The following is a 25127-nucleotide window of genomic DNA, read 5'->3' as shown; positions in this document are numbered from 1 at the left end:
CCGCGGTGGGCCGGCCGCGGTGCCGCGGATGTCCTGCGTTGTGCACGCCGGGTGGCGCGGGGCGTCAAACCCGAGCCTCCGGCGTCGCGCCGGCCTCGCGACACCCGGCGGCGCGGGGCCCCAGCCTCCCGCGTCGGCACGCCCGACGCGGGAAGACGGAGAGGTCGCGCCGATAGGTGGTGCGAAACTCCGGTGAAATGGCAGTGGCGGCTGGGCCTGTTCGCGGAATCATGCAGCGGTGACGGGTTCGCCGGTGCGCGTCTCAGGAGTTGTGCACACCAACCCCCCGACCTACCGCCGCGAAACCTCAGGCGACGCGCGCCGGGCGCTGCCACGGGAACGCCCGCATCATGCTCAGCACCGCGATGATCGCCAGCCCGAGCGCGGCGGCGGAGCCGAGCAGGGGCACCACGAGCGGCGAGAGGCTCCGCCGCGACTCGGGGACCAGCCCCGCCGCCTGCGGCTGCGTCGTCAGCGGTGCCGCGACCGGCAGGAACTGCTGCAGCGGTGCGGCGGCGGCGATCGCCCCCGGCGCGCGCCGCAGCGGGTTGCTCGGTGCGCCCGCGGGAGCGGCTCCCGTGCCGGCCGAGGGCGGCACGGCGACCGGCGCTGCCGACGAGTAGCTGACCGTGAGCGGCGACGCCGGCTTCGCGGCATCCCGGACTCCGCCCGTCGTGAGCCAATACCCCTGTTGCCCCGTCACGCGGTGGAAGTCGACGAAGGACTGCGGGAACGATCCCCAGTACGCCTCGTTCGTCCCTGAGCGTGCGACCTGCCCCGCGCCAACGCTCAAGACACCGAGGTACTGCGGCGTGACGGTGAAGCCGCCGGTGCCGGAGAGGTCGGCTGCGCGGATGTCGGCCAGCACGATGGTCTGCGCAGCGATCGGGCTCCACTTCGTCATGTCGTCCATCGAGGTGCCGTAGCCGCTCGCGCTCGCCGTGAGCTGACCGTTGCCCGCCGCGTCGAGGGTGAGCTGCGGGTCCGTCACGCTCCAGTAGGTCATGCCCCCGTAGAACACGACGGTGAACGAGCCCGACCACCGGATGTCGAGCGCTCCGTCGCGGCGCGTGCCCGTGCCACCGTCGATGACGACCTGGTTTCCGGTGGTGCTCGCGGTCGAGGCGACCGACACCGGCGCGCCCGTCGGATCCTGGCACTTGGTGGCCCACGAGGCGGTCGTCCACTGGCCTCCCGCCGTCGGCTTCTCGATGCGCACCCGACCATCCTCGGCACGGTAGAGGCCATCGCTCTCGCCCCAGACCCGGGCGCCTCCCGCGTCGCCGGCGACACCGGCGCTGAGGAAGTTGCAGCCCCCGGCGAAGGCTCCGCCGCCGGACTCGGCGTTCACCCCCCACCGCAGTTGCGCATCGACGATGGTGCCGTCTCCGCCCCCGGGGTCGCCGCCGGGCCCGGGCACCGTGACGATGACATCGTCCGGACCGGCCGCCGCGGCGGGAGCCGCACCGAACCCCAGCAGCAGGGCGGCCGCGAGAGCGGCCCGCAGCACGGTGCGCGCCCTCATCGCGGCGTCCCCGTCGGCAGGAGGTCGGTCGGCGCGTCGGGAGAGGCGACCCTTCCGCCCGCCGACCTCGCATCGTTCACGACGACGGGCGACACCGGAGCGGCAGCGGCAGCCGCGGCTGCGGGAGGTGCAGCAATGGCCGAGGCCGGCGCGGCGGAAGGCGGTGCGACACCGGAAGACGCGGTGCCGGGCGTGGCGAGGGTGCCCGCCGGCACGGCATCCGTCCGTCCCGTCGCGGCAGCCGCGCGCTCCCGCTTCGCGCGACGCCGCGCGCGAGCGCGCACGATCGCGGTCACGATGCTCGTGATGATCAAGGCCACGGCCAGCGCGATGCACGCCAGCAGCAGCACGAGCACCCACGTCGGAGCGGTCGGCGCGTCGGAGACGGATGCCACCGCGGTCCCGCCGCTGACGGCGACCTCGGTCTCGGCCACCGCGCCCGATCCTGCCCCGCGCAGGGTGATGAGGTGCGTTCCGTCGCGGATCTCGCGCGGCACGGGCAGCGCCGCGGCGACCTCGCCCTGCGCCCCGGCGGTGAGCGGGCCCACGGCCGTGAGACCGCCGTCGAGCGAGGCCACGACCTGCTCGCCGGGGGTGAAGCCCTGACCGGTGAAGACGACCGAGGTGCCCGCCGCGACCGACGCCGACTCGACGCCGACGCGCACGGAGCCCGCGGCGGCCGGTGCGCTCGCGGCGGCGGGGGCCTCGGCCGCGGAAGCCGCCGCGAACGAGACCGGCGTGAACGTCTCGTTGTTGGCGTTCTTCACCCCGTGCGCGCCGATGGTGATGATGCCGCAGGTGACGCGTCGGCAATCGACCTCGGTGATGTTGCCCTCGCGGTCCTGGCTCTCGAAGACCGCCCCGGGAATCACCATCGACACCGACCACGATCCGTCGGCGCCCAACGTGCCGTTCGCGGAGCTCTCGGTCTGGCTGCCCGGGAACGCCAGGAAGCGCTGGTACCCGTTGTTGTCGGCCGATTCCGCGTCGGGCACGTACCGGTAGTCCGCCCCGACCACTCCCCCGGCGCTCGGGCGCCACGACCCGCCGCTCGCGTCGTCGACCCACCCGAAGAGCACGTAGATGCCGCCGAAACCGTTCGGGATCGACTGGAAGCCCGAGCCCGACACGGTCACGTCGGTGGCGTAATCGGGACTCGCGGATGCCGTGCCCTCGGGCCCCGTGACCGTCACGGTCCCGGCGGCCCACGCGGGGGCTCCGGCGACGACGACGCCCGCGACGGTCAGGGTCAGCGCGGTCGCGAGAGCAGCGAGACGACGAGTCAGACGGTTCATACGAGTTCTCCGGGGAGGGGGGATGCCAGGGGCGAGGCGTCGGCGACGACGAGCAGGGTTCCGCGGGGCCCGTCGACGACGTCGATCGGATGCCGATACACCCGCGTGAGCAGCTCGGGATCGAGCACGTCGCGCGGCGGCCCGACCGCGACCACCCGCCCGTTCTCGAGCAGGGCGATGCGATCGGCGTAGGCGGCGGCGAGCCCCAGATCGTGCAGCACGACGATGGCGGCGCCCCCGGCGTTCACGCGTTCGCGCGTGCGGGCGAGCACGCGGTGCTGGTGGCGGATGTCGAGGCTCGCGGTGGGTTCGTCGAGCAGCGCGATCGCGCACTCCTGCGCGTACGAGCGCGCGAACGCCGCGCGGGCGCGTTCCCCGCCGGAGAGCCCGGTGACGGGTCGGTCGGCGAAGGCCTCCACCTCACCGGCGACCAGCGCCTCGGCCACCGCGTCGTCGTCGCGCGCGGCGGCGGGATGCCGGCGCCAGGGCGCCCGCCCCATGCGCACGACGTCGCGCACGACGAACGGGAACGACACCTCGTTGCTCTGGGTCAGCACCGACCGTCGGCGCGCCCGCTCGGCGACGGGCCACGAGTCCAGCACCGCCCCGTCGAGCTCGACGGATCCCGCCGCGGGGGTGCGGTCTCCCGCGAGCACCGACAGCAGCGTCGACTTGCCCGCGCCGTTCGGACCGACGAGCACGACCATCTCTCCGGCGGCGAGGTCGAGGTCGACGTCGTCGAGCACACGCCTGCCGCCGACCTCGGCCGAGATCCCGCGCGCACGCAGCACCGGCGTCATCCCCATCCCCCCGACCGGCGGCGCGTGCGGCGCAGGAGCCAGAAGAAGAACGGCCCGCCGATCAGGGCGGTGAGCATGCCGATCGGCAGCTCCGACCCGGGTATGGCGGTGCGCGCGACGAGGTCGGCGGCCAGCAGCAGCACGGCGCCGCCGAGGGCACTCGCGGGCAGGAGCAGACGATGACCGGGCCCGAGCACCATGCGCATGAGGTGGGGCACGACGAGCCCCACGAAGCCGATGATTCCGCAGAAGGCGACCGCGGCGCACGTGAGCAGGGCGATCACGACGATCGCGATCACGCGCAGCCGCTCCACGCGCACGCCGAGGTGCTCGGCCTGCCGCTCGCCGAGCGCGAGGAGATCGAGGCTTCCCGCGAAGAACAGGCACGCGACGATGCCGACGACGGCGAGTGGCGCGACGACGGCGAGGTCGTCCCAGCGCGTGCCGTTGAGCGAGCCGAGCTGCCAGAACACGATCTGCTCGCGCTGCTGCGTCGAGCCGAGGTAGGTGAACAGCGCGATCGCGGCCCCGCCGATCGCGTTGACCGCGATCCCGGTGAGCACGAGGGTGACGACCTCGGTGCGTCCGTCGGCACGCGCCGAGGCGTAGACGATCACGGTCGCAGCCAGCCCGCCGGCGAACGCGAGGGCCGGCAGGGTGAGCGGGCCGAGGAACGTGAGCCCGAAGACGATGGATGCCGAGGCCCCCACCGCCGCTCCCGACGAGATGCCGATGACCCCGGGCTCGGCCAGCGGGTTTCGGAACACGCCCTGCATGACGACCCCGGCCGTGGCGAGCGTCGCCCCCACCAGCACGGCCATGAGCAGTCGTGGCATCCGGATCAGCCACAGGGTGGCCTCGCCGTTGACGTGCTCCATGGCCGCGCCCGGCGCGACCGACAGCACGCCGAGACCGATCCCGCGCACCGCCTCGTTCCAGGCGCGCGCGAAGGCGCCGACGACCTGATCGGGTGGGATCGAGAGCTGCCCGCTCCCGGCCGACACGACGACGAGCACCACGAGGGCGACGGACAGCGAGCCGAAGACCGCCGGGACACGCACACCGACCCGGGGTCTCGGTGCGGCGACGGGAGCGACCGCGACCGCCGTCATCCCGCCGCCTCGGGCGCATAGACGGCGACGGCGAGCGCGTCGAGCACGTCGGCGGCGGCGGGCCCGAAGCTCAGCACCGTCGTGTCGGACATGTCGACGATGCGCCGGTGGCGACCGGCATCCGTCTGGGCGACCGCGGGCAGGTGCTCGGTGAGCCCGTCCACGCCGCCGACCGACTCGAGGCCCTTCGTCATCATGATGAGCAGGTCGGGGTTCGCGTCGACGAGGGCCTCGTCGGTGATCGGGCGCATCCCTTTCCAGCCGATCTCACCGGCGACGTCGACGCCCCCGAGGGCCTCGATCAGACTGTCCGCCCCGGACTCCTCGCCGAACAGGTAGTAGACGCCCGACTGTCCCCGGACGTAGAGGAACATCATCCGGAGCTTCTGCGCGGGGTCGCTCGGCGCGACGGCGGCGATCTGCGCGATCTTGGCGTCCACTGCGGCGGTGCTGCGCGCGGCGAGCGCCGCCGCCCGCTCGGGTACGCCCAGAGCCGCTCCGACCTGCTCGATGAGCGACCCGACCGACTCGAGCGACCGGTGCGAGTCGACCACGACGACCGGGATGCCGGCATCCCGCATCTGCAGGATGGTGTCCCACGGGCCGAGGCTCGTGTCGGTCAGGATCACCGTGGGGGCCGCGTCGAGGATCGCCTCGGCGTTGAGGTCATGGCCGTTCTCGGTGACGACCGGAAGGTGCGCCGCCTCGGGGAAACCCGTCGAGATGTCGCGCGCGACCACCTGGTCGCCGAGCCCCAGCTCGAAGACGATCCGCGAGAGCGAGCCGTAGATGTCGAGCGTCAGGATGCGGGAGGTGTCGGTCACCGTGACGGTCGTGCCCTGCGAGTCGGTGACCGTCGCGGGCAGCACCTGCGCACCGTCGGTGACCGGCACGATCGGCGCGGCGGCCGCGACAGCGGTCGACGGCCCCTCCCACGACAGGGGATCGGCGAGCGGCGTGACCTCGGCCAGCGGCGGCGTGGCCGCCGGGCCACCACCGTGAGCTGTTCCGGCGGCGTCGCACGCGGTGAGCCCTGCGGCGACGGCCACGAAGAGCGCGAGCGCGGCGACGCCCCGAGTCGTTCGACGGATCATGAACGTACCTCCAAGTAAGGTGAGCCTACCCTTAACATTGCCTGGATGCCGACTTCATGCTTAGGTAAGCCTAACCTGCCCTCCAGCACCCACCGGGTGCACCCGCGGCCTGCCGTCGGGACCCGTCGGGGGGCGGAGAAGGGAACGAACGTGGATTCCTCCACGCACAGACGCCGGTTCGTCCGCGTGACCACCGCGAGTCTCGCCGCCGCGGCGATCGCCCTCGGCGGGGCTCTCGTCGCCGCCCCCGCGCACGCCGCCGAGACCACCGTCGACGGCGCCGTCTTCCGCTGGGGCATCAACGCCGAATCGAACGCGGCCGCCTTCGCCCCCGGCACGGTCAACCTGCTGTCGGCGGGGATCGTCACGGCGACCTCGTCGGCCGACCGCGTCACCGCGTCGAACTGGAAGCAGAGCGACGGCAACACGCGAATCCTGAAGAAGCAGGCCGACGGCGGCTACGCCACGGCGACCTTCGCGGGCCTGCGGACGGATGCCAACGGCACCACCATCACTTCGGGCAACGGCCTGAACTCGGGACACATCGCCGAGATCACCGGCGGCTCCGGCACGGTCGATGTGGATGCCAACACCGCGACGATCCAGTGGACCGGGTCGTTCACTTCGGCGTACTACTCGGGCATGACCCGCTCGTGGATCACCGACCCGAAGCTCACCGTCGCTCCCGATGGCACCGGAACGGTCACCGCGACCCTCGGCGGCTACGGCACCTCGATGGACGACCCCGACAAGTTCGAGACCCTTACCCCTGAGCCGAACGTGGTCATCGCGACCCTCACCGGCGTCGACGTGACCCCCACCGGATTCACCGTGACCCCCGACTACCTCGGTCGCACGATCACCGTCCCCGAGGGCTCGGTCGCCCAGGTCACCACCGGCGCGAACGCCGGAGCCTTCCCGCAGTCGTTCGTCGACTTCCAGGTGAAGACCGGCCAGGGCTCGTACTGGTACTCCTCGGGCGGTTCGGCCGACGCGCGCAAGCCCGCGAGCGCGCTCTCGGTCGCCTACACGGCCGCGCCCGTGGCATCCGCTCCGACCGTCACCGTCTCGAAGACCAGCGGTCTCGCCCAGGGTGAGACGGTCACCGTCACGGGCAGCGGCTTCCTGCCGTCGGGCACCGCCACCAACGGCACGCGACCGCCCCTCGCCGGGACCTTCAGCGGAACGTACGTCGTGTTCGGCAAGTTCGCCGACGTCTGGAAGCCCTCGGCTGGCGCCGCCTCCTCCGCACGTTCGGTGATCGCGCAGAAGTGGGCGGTCCCGGCCACCAGCATGGCGACCATCGGCGGCGCGAACAGCGGCGCAATCGAGCTGAAGGAAGACGGCACGTTCTCGGTCGATCTCGCCCTGAGCACCACCGAGGCGCAGAACCTCGCCGCAGGGAACTTCGGCATTTACACCTACGCCGGCAGCGGCACCGTGTACGCCCCCTTCGAAACGTTCACCCCGATCGCCTTCGCGTCGTCGACCGACGTGATCGTCGAGGTCCCGGCGTGGGTCGACAACCCCACCGGCTCGTTCGGGTGGGCGTTCGAGGGCACCTCGCCCGCGAGCCTCGGCACCGCCGTGCAGAACGGCGCGAACTTCACGGCATCCGGGACGCTGACGAACATCGTCGTGACCGACACGCGCGCCGGGGGCACCACGCCGTACACGTGGAGCATCTCGGGCCAGGTCGGAAACTTCGCGTCGAGCACGGGCGGGTCGTTCTCGAGCGACCTGCTCGGTTGGAAGCCCAAGCTCGTCACGGCCGGGCAGACCGTCACCGCCGGCACCGAGGTCGCGTCGACCCGCCTCGGCGGCACGGGGCTCGGAGCGTCGCGCGTGCTCGCGTCGTCGACCGCGGCCGCGAACGCCACCGTCGGAGCCGACCTGTCGCTCGTGATCCCCGGCACGACCCCGGCCGGCGACTACACCGCGAAGCTCACCATCACCGCCCTGCAGTAATCCACCCGACGGGGACTCCGACGCGCGTCGGGGTCCCCGTCGCCCGTCCCGCAGAAAGCCCGCCCGTGTTCCGACGCCCTCTCCCCTTCGCCCTCATCGGCTCCCTTCTCCTCGCGATCGTCGCTCCCGCACCCGCGACGGCCGCCGACGGCGGTGTCGCCTGGACCGTGCAGACGGCCGACAATGCGCAGGGCACGGGACGCGCGAACTTCACGTACGACGTGGTCGAACCCGGGACCGTGATCTCCGACGCCATGACCGTGGTCAACACCGGCACCGAGCCCCTCCCCCTCGCCGTCTACGCCGCCGACGCCTTCACGGCATCCACGGGCGAGATCGACGTCCTCGTCGACGGGCAGCCGTCGCAGGGTGCCGGGACGTGGGTGTCGGTCGCCACGACATCGCTCTCGCTGGCGCCGGGCGAGTCCGCCGAGGTGCCCTTCACCGTCACGGTCCCCTCCGACGCCCGCCCCGGCGACCATGCCGCGGGCATCGTGACCTCTCTCACGAGCACCGACTCGTCATCGACACTGTCCGTCGACCGGCGCCTGGGCACGCGCATCAACCTCCGGGTCGCGGGCGAGCTGACGCCGGCCGTGGCCGTGTCGGGCGTGTCCGCCCGGTACGAGGCATCCTGGAACCCGTTCGACTCGGGCCGTCTCGTCGTGGAGTACGCGCTCGCGAACACCGGTAACACGCGGCTGACGGGCGCTGAGACGGTCGCCACCGCGGGCCTCTTCGGCACCCGCACCCCGCCGGTGCAGCTGACCGAGGTGCTTCCGGGGTCGACCGTCGAGGTCGCGCGCGAGGTGCCGACGTTCTCGCTCGGGTGGGTCGCCGGCTCGATCGAGCTCACGCCCGAGGCGGTCGGCCTGGGTGCCGCGCCGCTCGCGCCGGTGACGGCCGAGTTCTCGGTCGCGGCGGTGCCGTGGAGTCTGTATGCGCTCCTGGCGGTGATCCTTGCCGTGGTGCTCGTCGCGGTGCTGCTCGTGCGGCGTCGGCTGCGCGCGGGTGCTGCGGATGCCGCAGCGACGGCGGGCGGCGCGGCGGCGGCGGGTGACGCGGTGGCGGCGTCGTAGGCCGCGACTGAGCCCGCGGCATCCGGTCGCTGCGTGGGCGACGGTCGCGGCGGCAGCGGCGGCTCCAGCCGATGGGGCCCGCCGCGGGGCGCCCATGAGAGCGTCGAAGACTCAGGCCGACTGAGCCGCCTTCGCGCGCGCGAGGTCGACGAACAGCTCGGTGTTGAACCGGTAGGCCACGAGCACCTCCTCGATGACGCGCTCCTTCTCGTCGTCGTCCCAGGGAGCGGCATCCAACTGCTCGCGGTACACGTTCTTGAACGCGTCGGGGTCGGCGATGTCGCCGAACAGGTAGAACCCGATGCCGTTCGTGTCGAAGCCGAAATGCCGCTGCATGAGCCGGCCGATGAACTGCCCGCCCGAGAGGTCGCCGAGGTAACGCGTGTAGTGGTGAGCGACGAAGCCACCCGGCCAGGTCGCCGCGACGCGCCGGATCCGCGAGACATAGGCCTGCGTCGTCGGCAGCGGGGTGATGCGCTCTCGCCAGTCGGCGCCGATGAGGAACTCCAGGTCGGCCTCGAGCGCGGGAAGGCGCGTGAGCTTGTCGCTGAGGAACACGGATGCCACGGGGTCGATGCGCATGCGCTCGGTGGCCTCTTCGAGCGCCTCGTAGATGAACCAGTGCTGCGCGACGAGCGCGACATAGTCGTCGCGCGTGCCCGACCCCTTCATGAGGTTCGTCATGAAGTCGGCGCCCTCGCTCGAGGAGTGGGCGGTGCGCGAGCGCTCGCGCAGGGCGACGGAGAACGGGATGACAGCACTCATGGCGCCATCATACCGAGAAGGTTAGGCGAGCCTAACCTTTGTCTTCAGTGGGGTCGCGGTTCGATTCCGAGCCGGCGGCAGGCCTCGTCGTACAGCGCGACGATCTCGCGGCGCACCTCGCGCCGCTCGGCGATCGACCCGCCCGGCCACGGCACGCGCACCTCGGTCACGGCGCCACCCTCATCGGTGACGACCCACTCGCCGCCGTCACCGTCAAACCCGGTCATCCGCGCCGAACTGACGGTCGCCACCGAACCGAACGCCCGGGCGATGAGCACGTTGTCGTCTCGGTGGTCGTCGTTCATATGGGCGAGCACGGCTCGCTGGATCTCGGGATCGAACACGTACGTCATTAGGTAAGCCTAACTTCGCCGGGCCGCCCATCCGACATCCGCCCGCGGTGCCCTCGCGCGGAGTTCGTGGGCGACACGCCGCCACCGCGGCACCATCAACGGCGTGTCGACCCCGGACTCCGCACGACGGTACGACCCGGAGCCGCACGACCACCGAACCGTCACGCGGAGTTGTCGGGCGACACGCCGCCTCAGCGGCACCGCCCACGGCGTGTTGACCCCCGACTCCGCCCGACGGCACACCCCCGGGCGAGCAGTACCGGCCCGTCCGCTCAGTCCGCGAACGGCTCCAGACGCTTGTGCATCACGGCCACGGCGTCGGCGTTGTCATCGATCAGCACGGAGTGCCGGCCGAGCGGCGCGGCGACGGCGCCCAGCGTGCCGCTGCCGGCGAACATGTCGAGCACGCGGTCGCCGGGGCGGCTCGAAGCCTGCACCATGCGGCGCAGCACGCCCTCGGGCTTCTGGGTCGGGTAGCCGGTCTTCTCGCGTCCCGTGGTCGGGACGATCGTGTGCCACCACACGTCGGTGGGCATCTTGCCGCGCGCGGCCTTCTCGGCCGTCACGAGGCCCGGGGCCATGTACGGCTCTCGGTCCACGGCATCCGAATCGAAGAAGTACTTCGCCGGATCCTTCACGTACACGAGGATCGTCTCGTGCTTCGTGGGCCAGCGGCGCTTGGTCTTCGCGCCGTAGTCGTAGGCCCAGATCAGCTCGTTGATGAAGTGGTCGCGCCCGAACAGCGCGTCGCACATGACCTTGGCGTAGTGCACCTCGCGGTAATCGAGGTGCAGGTAGAGAGTTCCGTCGTCGGCGAGCAGGCGCCACGCCTCGATGAGCCGCGGCTCGAGGAAGCCCCAGTAGTCGTCGAAGCGGTCGTCGTAGGTGCGCAGGTCACCGCGCAGGCGCGCGTACTCGCGGCCGTGGAAGCCGCGCTGCACGACGGGGGCGGGAGACGGCTCCTCCTCGGGAAAGTCGAGCATGTTGGGATCGGATGCCACGGCCTCGGGCTCCTCGGCATCCGGGGTCGAGGCGCCCTCCGCCTCATCAGCAGCGGGCGTCCACGTCGCCGACTCGACCGCCTTCGAGCGGGTCCGCCCCGTGTTGAACGGCGGATCGAGGTAGACGAGCGCGAACGAACCGTCGGCGTAGGCCGGGGTGACGGTGAGGTTGTCGGCGTGATGGATCTCGACGCGGCCGGGTTCGGGGGCGTCGGGCAGGACCTCGGTACTCACGGGACGCGCTGCAGCCACGCGTCGGTGGCGAACTTCGTCTCGACCAGGGCCTCGGCCTCGGCGTACTCCTCGTCGGTGATGTGCCCCTCGGTCGCGCCGTACAGGGTCGTGAACGTCTGAATGAAGCGGTCGATGACCTGGTCGCGCGGGAGGCCGGTCTGGCTGCGCAGCGGGTCGACGCGCTTGGCGGCCGAGACGGTGCCCTTGTCGCTGAGCTTCTCGCGGCCGATGCGGAGGACCTCGGTGAGCACCTGACCGTCCATGTCGTAGCTGAGGGTCGCGTGGTGCAGCACCCCGCCGTTGGCGAGGCGCTTCTGCGCGGCGCCGCCGATCTTGCCGTGGGGCCCGGCGATGTCGTTGAGCGGCTGGTACACCGCATCGATGCCGAGAGAGCGCAACGCCTGGAGCACCCAGTCGTCGAGGAAGGCGTACGAGTCGGCGAAGGTCATGCCGGCGACGAGGGATGCCGGGACGTACAGCGAGTACGTCACGATCGAGTTCGCGGCCATGAGCATCGCCCCACCGCCCGAGATGCGGCGCACCACGTCGAAGCCGTGCTTCTCGGCGCCCTCGGGATCGACCTCGTTGCGCAGCGACTGGAAGGAGCCGATGACGACGGCGTTCTCGTTCCACTCCCACAGGCGCAGCGTGGGCTTGCGCAGCCCCGCGCCGACCCGGGTGGTGAGCACCTCGTCGAGGGCGAGGTTCATGCGCGAGGAGACGGGGCCGTCGTGCACGACCTCCCACTCGAAATCGGCCCAACCGGGGGCGGTCACCAGCGCGCGGCGGATCGCGGTCGCGACCGACTCGGGCGTGAAGCCGAGCAGCTGCGCGCCCTCGGGGAGCGCCGCGCGGATCGCCGCGGCGATCGTGGGGACGTCGGACTCGATCGGCAGACCGTTGACGGCGGCGTCGATGTCGTCGAGGGCGTCGTCGGGTTCGAGGAAGAAGTCACCCGCGAGGTGGAAGCCGTGGATCCGCCCCTCGCGCTCCTCGAGGTCGACGACGACCAGCTTTCCCCCGGGGACCTTGTACTCGCCGTGCATACGTCCAGCCTACGGCGGGGGCGCGGCGGCCGCGGCGGGTCTGGAGGCGCCCGGGTTGCCGCCGTGCGCCGCCGAGACTGCGTCGAGCTGACATCTCCCCTGCAGCGTGCAGTGGAGATGTCAGCTGCGTGCAGTCTCGGCGACCATCTCGACCGGAGCGGGAGCGGTCGCGGCGCGGTGCCGCCGCTCCATCGTCTGACCCGCGTACGACGCCGCGATGATGAGCGCTCCGCCGGCGAAACCGGGCAGACCGAGGGCCTCGCCGCCGATCACCACCCCCACGGCGAGCGCCCACACGGGCTCGGTGCCCATGAGGATGCTGGCGCGGGTCGCCGACGTCCGCCGCACGGCCCACAACTGCACGACGAACGCGAAGACCGAGCACATGAGGCCGAGGAACAGCACGTCGAACCATCCGGATGCCGTGAGCCGACCGACCGCGAGGGGAAGGTCGACGCCGGCCACCGCCGACGACGCCAGCGCGCACACGACGAGTTGCACGCACACCACCGCCAGGGTGCTGTCGTCGCGACCGCGCGTCAGCCGCGCGCTCGCGGTGACGTGGAACGCGCGCACCACCGCGGCCGCGATCACCAGGGCGTCACCCGCCGTGGGGAGGCGGAACCCCGCACCCGACACCAGCAGCGCGACGCCCACGACGGCGGCGACCGCGGCGACGAAGTACGACCGCGGCAGCCACGAAAGTGCGGCCACGCTGTCCAGGAGCGGGGTGAAGATCAGCGCGAGGCTGATCAGCAGCCCGGCATTGGTCGCCGAGGTGAGGTGCACGCCCCAGGTTTCGAGGCCGATCACCGCGGCTTGCGAGCACCCGAGGAGCGCCGCGATCGCGAGGCCGCGGCCGCGTGGCATCCGTTCCCTCCGTACGAGGCAGATGACCCCGAGCGCGGTCGCGGCGACGAGGAAGCGCAGCGCGACGGCGGGGGCGACGCCCACCTCGTCGGTGAGTTCTTTGGCGGCGAGGAAGCTCGCGCCCCATACCGCCGCGACGGCGATGAGCAGGACGTCGACGACGATCTCGGGAGGGCGGCGGGTCACACATCCACCGTCGTGGCCGGAAGCCGGAAGAACAATGGCCGGTTGCTTCATCGTCCCGTAAGTTTCAACTTATGGATGCCGCCCACCTCCGCCTGCTCCGCGAGCTCGGCGACCGCGGCAGCGTGGCGGCCGTCGCCGCGGCCCTGCACATCTCGGCTTCGGCGGTGTCGCAGCAGCTCGCGCACCTGCAGGCGCGCGTTCCCGTCCCGCTGACCGTCCGGCGCGGGCGCGTGCTGACGCTGACCGCGGCGGGCGAGGCGCTTGCGGCGGCGGGTACGCGCGTCGACGAGGCGTTGACCGCGGCGCGGGAAGCCGTCGGGGCGTTCCTCGACAGCAACGACCGGCCCGTGCGGGTATCGGCCTTCCACAGTGCGGGACTGGCGCTGTTCGGTGCGCTGTTGCGCGAGCTCGACGGCATCCCTCCCCTGCACCTGTCCGACGCCGATGTCGCCCACAGCGACTTCCCCGGTCTCACCGCCGACCACGACCTCGTCATCGCGCACAGGCTGGCGCACGACGCGCCCTGGCCCGCCGATCGCGTGATCGCGACGCCGCTGTTGACCGAGCCGCTCGACATCGCCCTGCCCGCGGCGCACCCGCTCGCGGCGACCGAGTTCCTCATCGCCGACGACCTCGCCGACGAGCGCTGGGTGTCGGTACACCCTGGGTTTCCCCTCGCCGGGGTGCTCGACCACCTCGCGGCGCACCTCGGGCGGCCGCTCGACATCGCGCACCGCATCAACGAGTTCTCGGTCACCGCCGAGGTCGTTCGGGCGGGCGCGGCGATCGCGGTGCTGCCGCGCACGACGGGTCTGCCGCTGGCCGTGGACGGACTCGTGCTGCGTCCGCTCGCGGATGTGGCGCTGGTGCGGCACGTCGACGCGCTCGCGCGGCCCGATGCCCTGGCGTACGCGGCCGTGCGTCGGGTGCTGCGCGCCCTGCGCGCGGTGGCCGGACGCGCGACGGAGGCCGCCGGCTGACGCGAGTGCGGGCCCACGCTGGCTCGGGCCGACGCGCACTGGGGCTCGGCCTGCACGAGGCGGCCCGAGCCCGGGCCCCCTCACGGTGACTTGCGGCATATGCACGCGGGGCGCGTGCTCGCGCGAACATTCGGCGCGAGTCACGGGATGCGGCACGGCGACCGGTCCCTTCGACAGGCTCAGGGACCTCCACCGCGCGCGAGGTGGCTGAGCTTGTCGAAGCCACCGGGCCCTTCGACAGACTCAGGGACCTGACGCGGCAGGTGGCTGAGCCCGTCGGCACCTCGCGTTCAGGCGGGGAGGAAGCCCGTCGTCAGCGACTCCGGGGACAGCACGTGCTCGACCGCGAGCATGCTCGCACCGATCACGCCCGCCTTCTCCGCGGCGACGGAGGGGACGATCGACAGGTGCTCTGTCGCGAGCGGCGTGGAGCGGGTGTAGACGACCTCTCGGACGCCGGCGATGAGGTGCTCGCCGACGCGGGCCATCGACCCGCCGATCGCGATGACGGAGGGGTTGATGAAGCTCACGCACGTCGTCAGCACGTCGCCGATGTCGCGGCCCGCCTGGCGCACGGCCTGGATCGCATCGACGTTCCCGCGCTTGACGAGGTCGACGACGTCGTCGCCGCTCTGGGCATCGATCCCCTCCTCGCGGAGCACACGGGCGATCGCGGGACCGGATGCCAGGGCTTCGAGGCATCCCCGGTTTCCGCAGCGGCAGGCCACCGTCGACGCCCGGGCCAACTGCACATGACCGATGTCGCCGGCGGTGCCCTGCGCTCCGCGCTGGAGCTGGCCGCCGGCGATGAGGCCGGCGCCGATGCCGGTCGCGACCTTGACGAAGAGGAAGTGACCGACCCCCGGCCACGCGACACTGCGCTCGCCGAGCGCCATGACGTTGACGTCGTTGTCGACCAGGACCGGCACGGGGAGGTGCGCCGCGATCCATCCGGGGATGTCGAACCGATCCCAGCCCGGCATGATCGGCGGGTTGACCGGGAGACCGGTGGAGTGCTCGACGGGGCCGGGCACGCCGATGCCCATCGCCGCGACGTCCCGCGGCGAGCGCCCCGCGCCGGCGAGCAGCTCGTGCGCTCCGTCCACGACCCAGCTCAGCACCGGTTCCGGGCCGAGTGCGATGTCGAGCGCCCCGCTCTTCTCGAGCAGGATGGTGCCGGAGAGGTCGGAGATCGCGACGGTCGCGTGCGAGGCTCCGATGTCGACCGCGACGACCACCTTCGCCGCGGGGTTGATCGCGAACTGCGACGGTGGGCGTCCCCCGGTCGACACCGCGTCGGCGACCGGGGTGATGAGGCCCATCCGCATGAGCTCGTCGACACGGACGGCCACGGTCGAGCGCGCGAGCCCGGTGGACTTCGCCAGCTCCGCCCGCGTGCGCGGCACGCCGTCGCGCAGCAGCTGGAACAGCTGGCTGACGCCGCTCGCGACCTGCGGGGACTCGGTGGTCATCCTCTTCACGCCCTCAGTACATCACCGGTGGATGGGTCCGGCGGTCACGCCGGGAGCGAAGCATCTCGCACGCCACGCGCACACGCCCCGGAACGCCGGCGACGATCGCGGCGCGCACCCGCGAGCCCCGGCGTCATCGTCGCCCGGGTTGGCGGGAGAAACGCTGCTGGAGCAGCACCGCGACGACGATGATCACGCCCTTGGCCACGGCCTGGACGGAGGACGACAGGTTGTTCTGGACGAAGACGTTGGTCAGCGTCGCGAAGATCAGAACGCCGAACACCGTGCCGGTGATCGTTCCGCGTCCTCCCACGAGCAGCGTTCCGCCGACGACCACCGCGGCGATCACGTCGAGCTCGAGCAGCTGACCGTTCGTGGAGCTGCCGGCCGTCGTGCGGCCGAGGAACATGACGCCCGCGATTCCGGATGCCAGCCCCACCAGCACGTACAGCCACATGACGTGCCGCCGGACGTCGATACCCGCGAGACGCGCGGCCTCGCGGTTGCCGCCGATCGCGACGGTCCGACGACCGAAGGTGGTGCGATTCAGCAGTACCCAGCCGAGCACGGCGACGATCAGGAAGATCCAGATGAGCATGTTCACGCCGAGGATGTTCGCGTTCATGAAGGTGATGAAGCCGCGGTCCTGGACGACGAGGGTGCGCCGCTCCGCGAGAATCTCGGCGAGGCCCCGTGCACCGACGAGCATCGCGAGCGTGGCCATGAACGCCACCACATTGCCGTAGGCGATCACCACGCCGTTGATGAGACCGGCGACGGCACCGACCGCGAGGGCGAGGAGCACGAAGACGATCCAGTGCATCGAGTCCGCGAGGTCCTGCACCACCGCGAGCGTGCCCACGACGGAGGCGAGACCGGTGACCGAGCCGACCGACAGGTCGATGCCACCCGCGATGATCACGAGGGTCATCGCGACCGCGATGACACCCACGATCGAGGCCTGACGAAGGATGACGAACACGTTGTCGAGGGTGAGGAAGGTCCCGGGTGCGGTGATCGCCCCCACGATGAACATCACCAGCAACGCGATGACGAGGCCGATGTTGCGTCCGGCGGAGCCGGCGAAGAACGCCCGCAGCGGGGACGTCGCGGAGGGGGAGGCCGGCGGGATGCCGGCCTCGGCGGGAGCCGTGCGGGCACGGGTCGGGGTGGTCGGCTCGCTCACGCGGCTGTTCCTTTCATGACGAGGTCGAGCACGCCGTGCTCGTCGATCTGGTGCGCGGGAAGGGTACGCAGGATGCGGCCGTCGGCGACGACGAGGACGGTATCGGCGAGGCCCAGAACTTCCTCGATCTCGCTCGAGACGACGACCACCGCGTTGCCCGCGGCGGCGAGGTCGCGGATGAGGGCATAGATCTCGGCGCGAGCGCCGACGTCGACGCCGCGCGTGGGCTCGTCGAGCAGCAGCACGGTCGTGCCGTGCACGAGCCAGCGCGCGAGGAGGATCTTCTGCTGATTGCCGCCCGACAGGGTGCGCGCGGGACGATCCGGGTCGGCGGGCCGCAGCTCGAAGGCGTCGATCTGCTCGCGGGCCACGCGGCGCGCGGCCCGGTCGTCGAGGAAGCCGCCCTTGGCGAAGCGCGCCATCGAGGCGAGTGCGATGTTGACGAAGATCGGCTCGTCGAGCACGAGCCCCTGGCTCTTGCGCTCCTCGGGGGAGAGGCCGATGCCGGCGCGCACGGCCGCGTGCACCGACCCGCGCGGCAGCGCCCGGTCGCGAACGCGCACCGTCCCCTCGCTCGCCCTGCGCGCGCCGTACACCGTCTCGAGGATCTCCGAGCGTCCTGAGCCGACGAGACCCGCGAGCCCGACGACCTCCCCGGCGCGAACGGTGAACGACACGTCGGCGAAGACACCCGCGAGCCCGAGCCCCTGCACGTCGAGGACGACCGGGGCGTCGGGCTCGACCGGCATCCGGTCCGGGAACACGTTCGCGATATCGCGGCCCGTCATGAGGCGGATGAGCTCCGCGGTCGGCGTGTCGGCCACCGGGAGGCCGACCGCGGTCGTGCGGCCGTCCTTCAGGACCGTGATGCGGTCGCCGATCTCGCGGATCTCCTCGAGACGGTGCGTGATGTAGACCACCGCGATGCCCGCCGCCGTGAGCTCGCGAACCACCGCGAACAGGTTCTTCACCTCTTCGGTGTCGAGCACCGCCGAGGGCTCGTCCATGATGATGAGCTTGATGTCGTGCGACAGGGCGCGCGCCATGCTGACGATCTGCTTGTTCGCCGCGCTCAGCGTGCCGACTTCGGTGTGCGGGGGCAGGTTCGCGTGCCCGAGGCGACGCAGCAGCTCGGTCGTCCGCCGGGCGGCTTCGCCGCGCTGCGTGAAGCCTCCGCGCGCGAGCTCGTGCCCGAGGAAGATGTTCTCCGCGATCGTCAGTCCGTCGACGACGTCCAGCTCCTGGTACATCGTCGCGATCCCGAGCTCGATGGCCGCGTCGGGGTCGGAGATCTCGACGGGCTCCCCGCGCCAGACGATCTCTCCGGCGTCAGGACGGTGCACACCCGCCAGCGTCTTGATCAACGTCGACTTGCCGGCGCCGTTCTGCCCGAGCACGCAGTGCACCTCGCCCGCGCGGACCTCGAGATCGACGCCGCGCAGGGCCTGGACGCCGGAGAAGGCCTTCGTCACTCCCCGTACGTCGAGTAATGACGGTTCATGGTCATCTTTGATCACGGGGCGAACCTAACATGCGCAATTTTCGACCGCGAGGGTTCGCGGACTCCCGGCCAGCCCTCCGGTCTGCCCACCCCCGGAACCACGGGCATCCGCAGAAAATCCCAGTAGGGAAGCCAGTAGTGCACTTCTGTCGATAATCACGCAAAAGCTGATGTGGATGATGACCCTTCTGTTAGCGTGAGCCGCGTCAACGCCGACCCTCCTCGCAGGAATGCCCCGGGCCGCGCCGACACCCGCTGCATCACATTCAAGGAGGAAGAACATGCACGCACGCACAGCCTCTCGCTCGCGCCTCGTCCTGACGGGCGTGGCCGCCCTGACCGCCCTCGGCCTGCTGACCGGTTGCACCGGCTCGAGCAGCGAGAGCGAGAACGTCGTCGATCAGGGCACCACGACCGAGGAGAACGCCGCAACCGGCGACACCGTCACCATCGGCTTCTCCGGTCCCGCCGCCGACCACGGCTGGCTCGGCGCCATCAACTCCGGCGCGCTCGCGGCCGCCGAGAGCTTCCCCGACGTCGACCTCCAGGTCGCGGAGGGAACGAACGACGTCAACGCGCAGATCGCCGCAGTCGAGACCTTCATCAACAACAAGGTGGATGCCATCGTGCTCCTGCCCAGCGACGGGGCGGCGCTCACCGAGGTCGCCACGCGCGCCATGGAGGCCGGCATCCCGGTCATCAACGTCGACCGCGAGTTCTCGAGCCCCTTCGCCGCCCGCACGACCGTGCTCGGCGACAATTACGGCATGGGCGTGAGCGCCGGCACCTACATCTGCGAGCAGCTGAGCGGACAGAGCGACGCGATCGTCGCCGAGATCGCCGGCATCGACTCGCTCCCGCTCACGCAGGACCGCTCGGCGGGGTTCAAGGACGCGCTGTCGGACTGCGGTCTCGAGGTCGGCCCGCGCGTCGCCGCCGACTTCACGGTCCAGGGCGGCGAGGCATCCACCTCCCAGCTGCTGTCGGCCAACCCGAAGATCGACGCCATCTGGAACCACGACGACGACCAGGGCATCGGCGTACTCGCCGCGATCACGGCCGCGGGACGCGACGAGTTCTTCATGGTCGGCGGCGCGGGAAGCAAGAACGCCATGGAAGCGATCCAGGCGGGAGACACCCCGCTGCAGGCGACCGTGATCTACCCCTCGACCCAGGCCGCGGACGGCATCGCCCTGGCGCGCCTGATCGCCCAGAAGAAGACCGCGGGCGACCTCATCACCCCGAGCGTTCCGAACCGTATCGTTCTCGATGCACCGGTCGTGACGAAGGACAACGTCGACTCGTACATCGACCTGGCGTTCGAGTCCTGAGCTCCCGGGGGCGTCCACCGCGGTGGGCGCCCTCTCCCTCCCCCGACAGAAAGGCGATCCCGTGACCGCCCCTCTTCGCATCGCCATGATCGGTGCCGGCTTCATGGGCGCCGCCCACTCCCAGGGCTGGCGCGTCGCGCCCCGCTTCTTCGATCTCCCCCTCGCCCCCGAGATGAGTGTGCTCGTCGGTCGCGACGCCGACCGCACCCGCACCGCGGCCGAGACCTGGGGCTGGGTCGAGCCCTCCACCGACTGGCGCGAAGCCATCGCCCGCGACGACATCGACGTCGTCGACATCGTCACCCCCGGCGACTCGCACGCTGAGATCGCCCTCGCCGCGATCGCGGCCGGCAAGCACGTCCTCTGCGAGAAGCCCCTCGCCAATACCGTCGACGAAGCCGAGCGCATGACCGCGGCGGCGAAGGAGGCCCGAGGCCGTGGCATCCGGTCGATGGTCGGATTCACGTACCGCCGTGTTCCGGCGGCAACCTTCGCCCGCGACCTGGTCCGGTCCGGCCGCCTCGGCGAGATCCGTCAGGTACGGGCCGAGTACCTGCAGGACTGGCTGAGCGATGCCGAAGCCCCGCTCACCTGGCGTCTGGACAAGGACCGCGCCGGCTCCGGCTCGCTCGGCGACATCGGCGCCCACGCGGTCGATCTCACCGAGTTCATCACCGGGCAGCGCCTCTCACGGGTGGCGGGCGTGCTCGAGACGATCGTCGCCGAGCGGCCCGTGCTGGCCTCCTCGTCCGGCCTGTCGGGGTCGGCCGGCACCGAGCGCGGACCTGTCACGGTCGACGACGTCGCCCTCTTCACCGGGCGGCTCACCTCGGGCGCGCTCGCCTCGTTCGAAGCCACCCGTTTCCGCACAGGCCGCAAGAACGCTCTCCGTATCGAGGTCTCGGGTTCGCTCGGGGCCCTCTCGTTCGACCTCGAACGCCTCAACGAGCTCGAGGTCTACGACGCCACCGCACCCGAGACCGAGCGGGGGTTCCGTCGCATCCTCGTCACCGAGCCCGGCCACCCCTACGCCGGCGCCTGGTGGCCGACCGGACACATGCTCGGCTACGAGCACGGCTTCTCGCACCAGGCGAAGGACTTCGTGGAGGCGATCGCCGAAGGCTCCGATCCGCGGCCGTCGTTCGCGGACGGCCTGCACGTGCAGCGCGTGCTCGACGCCGTCGCCCGCAGCTCCGACGCCGACAGCGTGTGGGTCGACGTCGACACCCAGACCGGGACATCCCGCGACGAAAGGACCTCGCAATGACGCGACCGATCACGCTGTTCACCGGCCAGTGGGCCGACCTCCCGTTCGAGGAGGTCGCCCGTCTCGCCGGGGAGTGGGGCTACGACGGCCTCGAGATCGCCTGCTGGGGCGACCACCTCGACCCGTGGCGCTGGGACGACGACGCCTACGTGCGGGGCAGGCTCGACATCCTCGAGCGCAACGGCCTCACGGTGCGGGCCATCGCCAACCACCTGAAGGGTCAGGCCGTCTGCGACGACCCCATCGACCAGCGCCACCGCGACATCGTGTCGGACCGGGTCTGGGGAGACGGCGACCCCGAGGGCGTCCGGCAGCGAGCCGCCGAGGAGATGAAGAACACCGCGCGCCTGGCGGCGAAGCTCGGTGTGAAGATCGTGACGGGGTTCACGGGATCGAGCATCTGGAAGTACGTCGCGATGTTCCCGCCCGCCACCGAGGAGATGGTGGATGCCGGCTACCAAGACTTCGCCGACCGCTGGAACCCCATCCTCGACGTCTTCGACGAGGTCGGCGTGCGCTTCGCTCACGAGGTGCACCCCTCGGAGATCGCCTACGACTATTGGACGGCGACGCGCGCGCTGGAGGCGATCGGACACCGCGAGGCCTTCGGGCTGAACTGGGACCCCTCGCACATGGTGTGGCAGGACATCGATCCGGTCGGGTTCCTGTGGGACTTCCGCGATCGCATCATCCACGTGCACTGCAAGGACACGAAGAAGCGTCTCACGAACGGCCGTAACGGTCGCCTGGCCTCGCACCTCCCGTGGGCCGATCCGCGGCGCGGGTGGGACTTCATCTCGACCGGTCACGGCGATGTGCCGTGGGAGGACGCTTTCCGGATGCTGAACGCGATCGGCTACGACGGCCCCCTGTCGGTCGAGTGGGAGGACGCGGGCATGGACCGTCTCGTCGGAGCGCCGGAGGCACTCGCCTTCGTGCGGAAGCTGTCGACCTACGAGCCGTCGGGGGCGGCGTTCGACGCGGCGTTCAGCCGCCACTGACCCGGAGGCACAGGGAAGCGGGGGCGAGGGGCCGGATGCGGGGGCGTCCGGCCCCTCTTCCTGCGCCTCCTCCCCCTCCCCTGACGGGGGCGGAGGGGGATGACTCACGGCATATGCACGCGGAAAGCGCGATCGCGCCAGCATTCGGCGCAAGTCATCGCATATGAGACACCCCACGCACGCGGAACCCGGACAAGTCGACACGGGGAGGCACGCGGGTGGGGCGGGTGGGGCGAGGCGAAGCAGGCGGCCGGAGCGAGGCTGCACCCCACCACCACGGAGGGCCCCGCGGCGGGTCAGGCGCGAGCGGGGAGGCGGGCGTCGAGCCAGGCGAGGAGGTCGGCGCGCACCTCGGCCTGCTGCACCTCGGCGAAGATCTCGTGCCGGGCGCCGGGATACACGAGCGTCGTGACGTCGGTCAGGCCGGAACGCGAGCGATACGCGTCGGCCAGCAGGTGGACGCTGCGCGGGCCGCCGACCGTGTCGTCACGTCCGACCATCAGCAGCACGGGGACATCGCGCTCGAGGTTGCGGCGCGGGCGGCCGAAGAGCTTCGCGGCCTCGACAGGGCCGAACAGCTTCGCCAGCGGCACCGAGGTAGTCAGCGGATCGTCCACGAAGTCGCGACCGACCTGCTCGTCGCTCGAGAGCCATTGCATGCCCGAACCGCCGAGCTTCTTCCACGGGGCGTTCAGGTCACCGGGGTTCAGAGCCCCGGGCCACCGCAGGGCCGAGCCGCTCAGGACGACCGCGTCGAAGGCATCCGGATGCCGATCCAGCAGCATCTGCGCGAGGAACGAGCCCCACGAGTGCCCGAGGAGCACGAGCGGGAGGTCGGAGTGACGCTCGCGGATGATCTGCGTGAGCGTCCAGACCGCGTCGCGAGCGGCGCCGAGGCCGCCCGGACCGAGGCGCCCGAGTTTGGTGTGATCGCCGCCCCACTGCCGAAGGCCCGTGCGCCCGTGCCCGCGGTGGTCGTCGGCGTAGACCGTGTAACCGTCGGCGACGAGGGCATCGATGAGCGCCGCGTAGCGACCGGCATGCTCGCCGACACCGTGGAGCAGCTGCACGACGGCGCGGGGATCCTCTGCCTCGTACACGTCGTAGACGATCGTGATGCCGTATGCGTCGACGAACTCAGGCATGCGCCGATCCTAGGGTCAACCCGGCGACCTCGGTTTATTTAGCAAAGCTAATGAGCTATGCTAACGAATGAGGGAGACGAGTATGCGCGCGAACGATTCAGGTCCGGACACGACCCTCACCTCGGCGGCATCCGAACTCCGCATGGCGACGTTCCGTCTGGCGCGACGGCTCCGCGCGCAGCGCGCGGTCGACTCCATGAGCGATGGACAGTTCGCGGTGCTCGCGGCCCTCACCATCCACGGCGAGCACACGCTCGGTCAGCTCGCCGAGCGCGAGCGCGTCACGGCGCCGTCGATGAACCGCACGGTGTCCCTCCTCGAGGACGCGGGATACGTCACGCGCACCCCGCACGAAGACGATCGACGCAAAGTCACGATCGCACTGACGGATGCCGGTCGCACCGTCGTCGACGAGACGGTCCGGCGGCGCGACGCCTGGCTCGAAGAGGCCCTCGACGGGCTCACCCCGGCGGAACGCCAGACCCTGGCCGCGGCGGCCGAGATCATGAGGAAGGTGGCGGAGAGATGAGCGCGATGTTCCGATCCTTCTCGGTCTTCAACTACCGCGTCTGGTTCATCGGCGCCCTGGTGTCGAACATCGGCGCGTGGATGCAGGCGACGGCGCAGAACTGGGTCGTGCTCACGCAGCTCACGGACAACGACGCGGCGGCGATGGGCGTCACCATGGCCCTGCAGTTCGCCCCTCCCCTGCTGCTCGTGAGTGTCACGGGATGGGTCGCCGACCGCTTCGACCGGCGCAAGCTCATCATGTGCACGCAATCGGCGCTGCTCGCGCTGGCCCTGAGCCTCGGCATCCTGATCCTCACCGGCATGATGACGCTCCCCCTGATGTACGGCTTCGCTCTCGCGCTCGGCGTGGTCACCGCCTTCGACAACCCGGCGCGGCAGACCTTCGTCTCCGACCTCGTCGAGAAGGAGAACGCCTCGAACGCCGTGGCGCTGAACGCGGCGTCGTTCAACACCGCCCGACTCATCGGACCCGCGGCGGCCGGCGTCATGATCGTGGTCGTCGGCACCGGGTGGGTGTTCCTCGTCAACGCCGTGACCTTCCTCGCGATGCTCGCCGCCCTGCTGATCATGCGGCCGCACGAGCTGATCGTGCACCACCGCCGGGGCGGTCCGACGCGCCTTGCGGACGGGTTCCGCTACGTGACGAAGCGCCCCGACCTCGTCGTGACGTTCTCGATGGTGTTCCTGCTCGGGGCGTTCGGCATGAACTTCCCGATCTTCGCGTCGACCATGGCGCTGGAGTTCGGCCGCGGCGCCGACGGCTTCGGCCTGCTGAGCTCGTTCGTCGCGATCGGTTCGCTCGCCGGCGCCCTGCTCGCCGCGCGGCGCGAGCGCGCTCGGATGCGCGTCGTGATCCTCGGCGCGGGCGGGTTCGCGGTGGCATCCACTCTGTCCGTTCTCGCGCCGAGCTACGGCGCCTATGCCGCGACGCTCGTGCTCACGGGCTTCTGCGTGGTGACGACGCTGACCACCGCGAACGGCTACGTCCAGACCACGACCGATCCCGCGCTGCGCGGACGGGTGCTCGCTCTGTACATGGCGATCCTGCTCGGCGGCACGCCCGTGGGCGCGCCGATCGTGGGCTGGGTCGCGAGCGAGTTCGGCCCGCGCGTGGCCATCGGCCTCGCCGCCGTCGCCGCGATCGTCGCGTGCGGCATCGGCGTCGCGTGGACGCTGTCGTCGGGACGCGTGCACCGGCACGAGAGCAAGCGCTTCCGCCTCACGCTCGACGAGACGCGGCCCCTGGCGGTCGTGTCCCCGGAGCCCGAGGACTTCAGCGACGAGGTGGCGGGAACGACGCCGATCCCCCTCGCCACCGGCGAGCGCGCGCCCCGACCCGGGGCGCATCGCCCCGCCTCGCATCACCCCTGAACCTCCCGGTCAAG

At 71.3% G+C, this 25127-nt stretch carries 22 protein-coding genes; 8 read left to right on the top strand and 14 right to left on the bottom strand.

Going from position 1 to position 25127, the window contains the following annotated elements:
• Positions 1-307: 307 nt before the first annotated feature.
• From QE388_RS08535 to QE388_RS08515, 5 genes are read right to left on the bottom strand one after another with little or no spacing between them, the layout of a single operon-like run.
• Positions 308-1525, bottom strand: a complete 1218-nt coding sequence (locus QE388_RS08535; RefSeq protein WP_307384769.1) for a hypothetical protein — start codon at positions 1523-1525, stop codon at positions 308-310.
• A complete protein-coding gene (locus tag QE388_RS08530) occupies positions 1522-2820 on the bottom strand; it encodes a hypothetical protein (protein ID WP_307384767.1) in 1299 nt (432 codons plus the stop codon). The genes QE388_RS08535 and QE388_RS08530 overlap by 4 nt, the downstream gene beginning before the upstream one ends.
• Positions 2817-3620, bottom strand: a complete 804-nt coding sequence (locus QE388_RS08525; RefSeq protein ID WP_307384765.1) for a heme ABC transporter ATP-binding protein — start codon at positions 3618-3620, stop codon at positions 2817-2819. The genes QE388_RS08530 and QE388_RS08525 overlap by 4 nt, the downstream gene beginning before the upstream one ends.
• Positions 3617-4732, bottom strand: coding sequence for an iron ABC transporter permease (locus tag QE388_RS08520; RefSeq protein WP_307384764.1), 1116 nt, complete (start codon positions 4730-4732; stop codon positions 3617-3619). Before QE388_RS08520 ends, QE388_RS08525 begins: the two co-directional genes overlap by 4 nt.
• Positions 4729-5826, bottom strand: a complete 1098-nt coding sequence (locus QE388_RS08515) for a hemin ABC transporter substrate-binding protein (RefSeq protein WP_275800020.1) — start codon at positions 5824-5826, stop codon at positions 4729-4731. The genes QE388_RS08520 and QE388_RS08515 overlap by 4 nt, the downstream gene beginning before the upstream one ends.
• 150 nt (positions 5827-5976) lie before the next feature.
• On the opposite strand from QE388_RS08515, the gene QE388_RS08510 reads away from it, so the two are divergent.
• A complete protein-coding gene (locus tag QE388_RS08510) occupies positions 5977-7794 on the top strand; it encodes a hypothetical protein (RefSeq protein WP_307384762.1) in 1818 nt (605 codons plus the stop codon).
• A 65-nt stretch (positions 7795-7859) separates the two neighbouring features.
• Positions 7860-8873 carry a WxL protein peptidoglycan domain-containing protein gene (locus QE388_RS08505; protein WP_307384760.1) on the top strand — a complete coding sequence of 338 codons (1014 nt, stop codon included), beginning with the start codon at positions 7860-7862 and terminating at the stop codon, positions 8871-8873.
• A gap of 111 nt (positions 8874-8984) precedes the next feature.
• Here QE388_RS08505 and QE388_RS08500 read toward each other — a convergent pair whose 3' ends face one another.
• The 5 genes from QE388_RS08500 to QE388_RS08480 all read right to left on the bottom strand — a co-directional run bounded on the left by QE388_RS08500 (position 8985) and on the right by QE388_RS08480 (position 13328).
• Positions 8985-9638, bottom strand: a complete 654-nt coding sequence (locus QE388_RS08500; protein WP_307384758.1) for a heme oxygenase (biliverdin-producing) — start codon at positions 9636-9638, stop codon at positions 8985-8987.
• Between the two features lie 44 nt (positions 9639-9682).
• Positions 9683-9991 (bottom strand): DUF2470 domain-containing protein, encoded by a 309-nt coding sequence (locus QE388_RS08495; protein ID WP_307384757.1) that lies wholly within the window; start codon positions 9989-9991, stop codon positions 9683-9685.
• A gap of 272 nt (positions 9992-10263) precedes the next feature.
• On the bottom strand, positions 10264-11226 hold the full coding sequence (locus QE388_RS08490; protein WP_307384754.1) for a site-specific DNA-methyltransferase: 963 nt from the start codon (positions 11224-11226) through the stop codon (positions 10264-10266).
• Positions 11223-12272 (bottom strand): biotin/lipoate A/B protein ligase family protein, encoded by a 1050-nt coding sequence (locus tag QE388_RS08485; RefSeq protein ID WP_307384752.1) that lies wholly within the window; start codon positions 12270-12272, stop codon positions 11223-11225. Before QE388_RS08485 ends, QE388_RS08490 begins: the two co-directional genes overlap by 4 nt.
• A 120-nt stretch (positions 12273-12392) precedes the next feature.
• Positions 12393-13328 carry a DMT family transporter gene (locus QE388_RS08480; RefSeq protein ID WP_307384750.1) on the bottom strand — a complete coding sequence of 312 codons (936 nt, stop codon included), beginning with the start codon at positions 13326-13328 and terminating at the stop codon, positions 12393-12395.
• Positions 13329-13399: 71 nt separating this feature from the next.
• Here QE388_RS08480 and QE388_RS08475 point away from each other — a divergent pair, with 71 nt between their 5' ends.
• A complete protein-coding gene (locus QE388_RS08475; protein ID WP_307384748.1) occupies positions 13400-14308 on the top strand; it encodes a LysR family transcriptional regulator in 909 nt (302 codons plus the stop codon).
• A 290-nt stretch (positions 14309-14598) separates the two neighbouring features.
• Here QE388_RS08475 and QE388_RS08470 read toward each other — a convergent pair whose 3' ends face one another.
• The 3 genes from QE388_RS08470 to QE388_RS08460 all read right to left on the bottom strand — a co-directional run bounded on the left by QE388_RS08470 (position 14599) and on the right by QE388_RS08460 (position 18438).
• On the bottom strand, positions 14599-15780 hold the full coding sequence (locus tag QE388_RS08470) for an ROK family transcriptional regulator (RefSeq protein ID WP_307384747.1): 1182 nt from the start codon (positions 15778-15780) through the stop codon (positions 14599-14601).
• Between the two features lie 133 nt (positions 15781-15913).
• Positions 15914-16912, bottom strand: a complete 999-nt coding sequence (locus QE388_RS08465) for an ABC transporter permease (protein WP_275800093.1) — start codon at positions 16910-16912, stop codon at positions 15914-15916.
• Positions 16913-16962: 50 nt separating this feature from the next.
• On the bottom strand, positions 16963-18438 hold the full coding sequence (locus QE388_RS08460; protein ID WP_307387091.1) for a sugar ABC transporter ATP-binding protein: 1476 nt from the start codon (positions 18436-18438) through the stop codon (positions 16963-16965).
• A 310-nt stretch (positions 18439-18748) separates the two neighbouring features.
• Between QE388_RS08460 and QE388_RS08455 the strand changes: the two genes are divergently transcribed.
• The 3 genes from QE388_RS08455 to QE388_RS08445 all read left to right on the top strand — a co-directional run bounded on the left by QE388_RS08455 (position 18749) and on the right by QE388_RS08445 (position 22066).
• The gene (locus QE388_RS08455; RefSeq protein WP_275800077.1) at positions 18749-19798 is read left to right on the top strand and encodes a substrate-binding domain-containing protein; all 1050 of its coding nucleotides are present in this window, start codon (positions 18749-18751) and stop codon (positions 19796-19798) included.
• 85 nt (positions 19799-19883) lie between these two features.
• Complete coding sequence (locus tag QE388_RS08450) at positions 19884-21065, top strand: Gfo/Idh/MocA family protein (protein ID WP_307387090.1); 1182 nt, start codon at positions 19884-19886, stop codon at positions 21063-21065.
• Positions 21062-22066 carry a sugar phosphate isomerase/epimerase gene (locus tag QE388_RS08445; RefSeq protein ID WP_307384746.1) on the top strand — a complete coding sequence of 335 codons (1005 nt, stop codon included), beginning with the start codon at positions 21062-21064 and terminating at the stop codon, positions 22064-22066. Before QE388_RS08450 ends, QE388_RS08445 begins: the two co-directional genes overlap by 4 nt.
• Before the next feature lie 296 nt (positions 22067-22362).
• On the opposite strand, the gene QE388_RS08440 is transcribed toward QE388_RS08445, so the two are convergent.
• Positions 22363-23211, bottom strand: coding sequence for an alpha/beta fold hydrolase (locus tag QE388_RS08440; protein ID WP_307384744.1), 849 nt, complete (start codon positions 23209-23211; stop codon positions 22363-22365).
• Between the two features lie 82 nt (positions 23212-23293).
• Between QE388_RS08440 and QE388_RS08435 the strand changes: the two genes are divergently transcribed.
• Both QE388_RS08435 and QE388_RS08430 read left to right on the top strand, forming a co-directional pair.
• Complete coding sequence (locus QE388_RS08435; protein WP_307384742.1) at positions 23294-23740, top strand: MarR family winged helix-turn-helix transcriptional regulator; 447 nt, start codon at positions 23294-23296, stop codon at positions 23738-23740.
• The gene (locus QE388_RS08430) at positions 23737-25113 is read left to right on the top strand and encodes an MFS transporter (RefSeq protein WP_307384740.1); all 1377 of its coding nucleotides are present in this window, start codon (positions 23737-23739) and stop codon (positions 25111-25113) included. The genes QE388_RS08435 and QE388_RS08430 overlap by 4 nt, the downstream gene beginning before the upstream one ends.
• Positions 25114-25127 lie beyond the last annotated feature (14 nt).

Source organism: Microbacterium sp. SORGH_AS_0969 (assembly GCF_030818255.1).
Taxonomy (GTDB): domain Bacteria; phylum Actinomycetota; class Actinomycetes; order Actinomycetales; family Microbacteriaceae; genus Microbacterium.
This window is presented reverse-complemented; position numbering and strand designations above follow the sequence as displayed.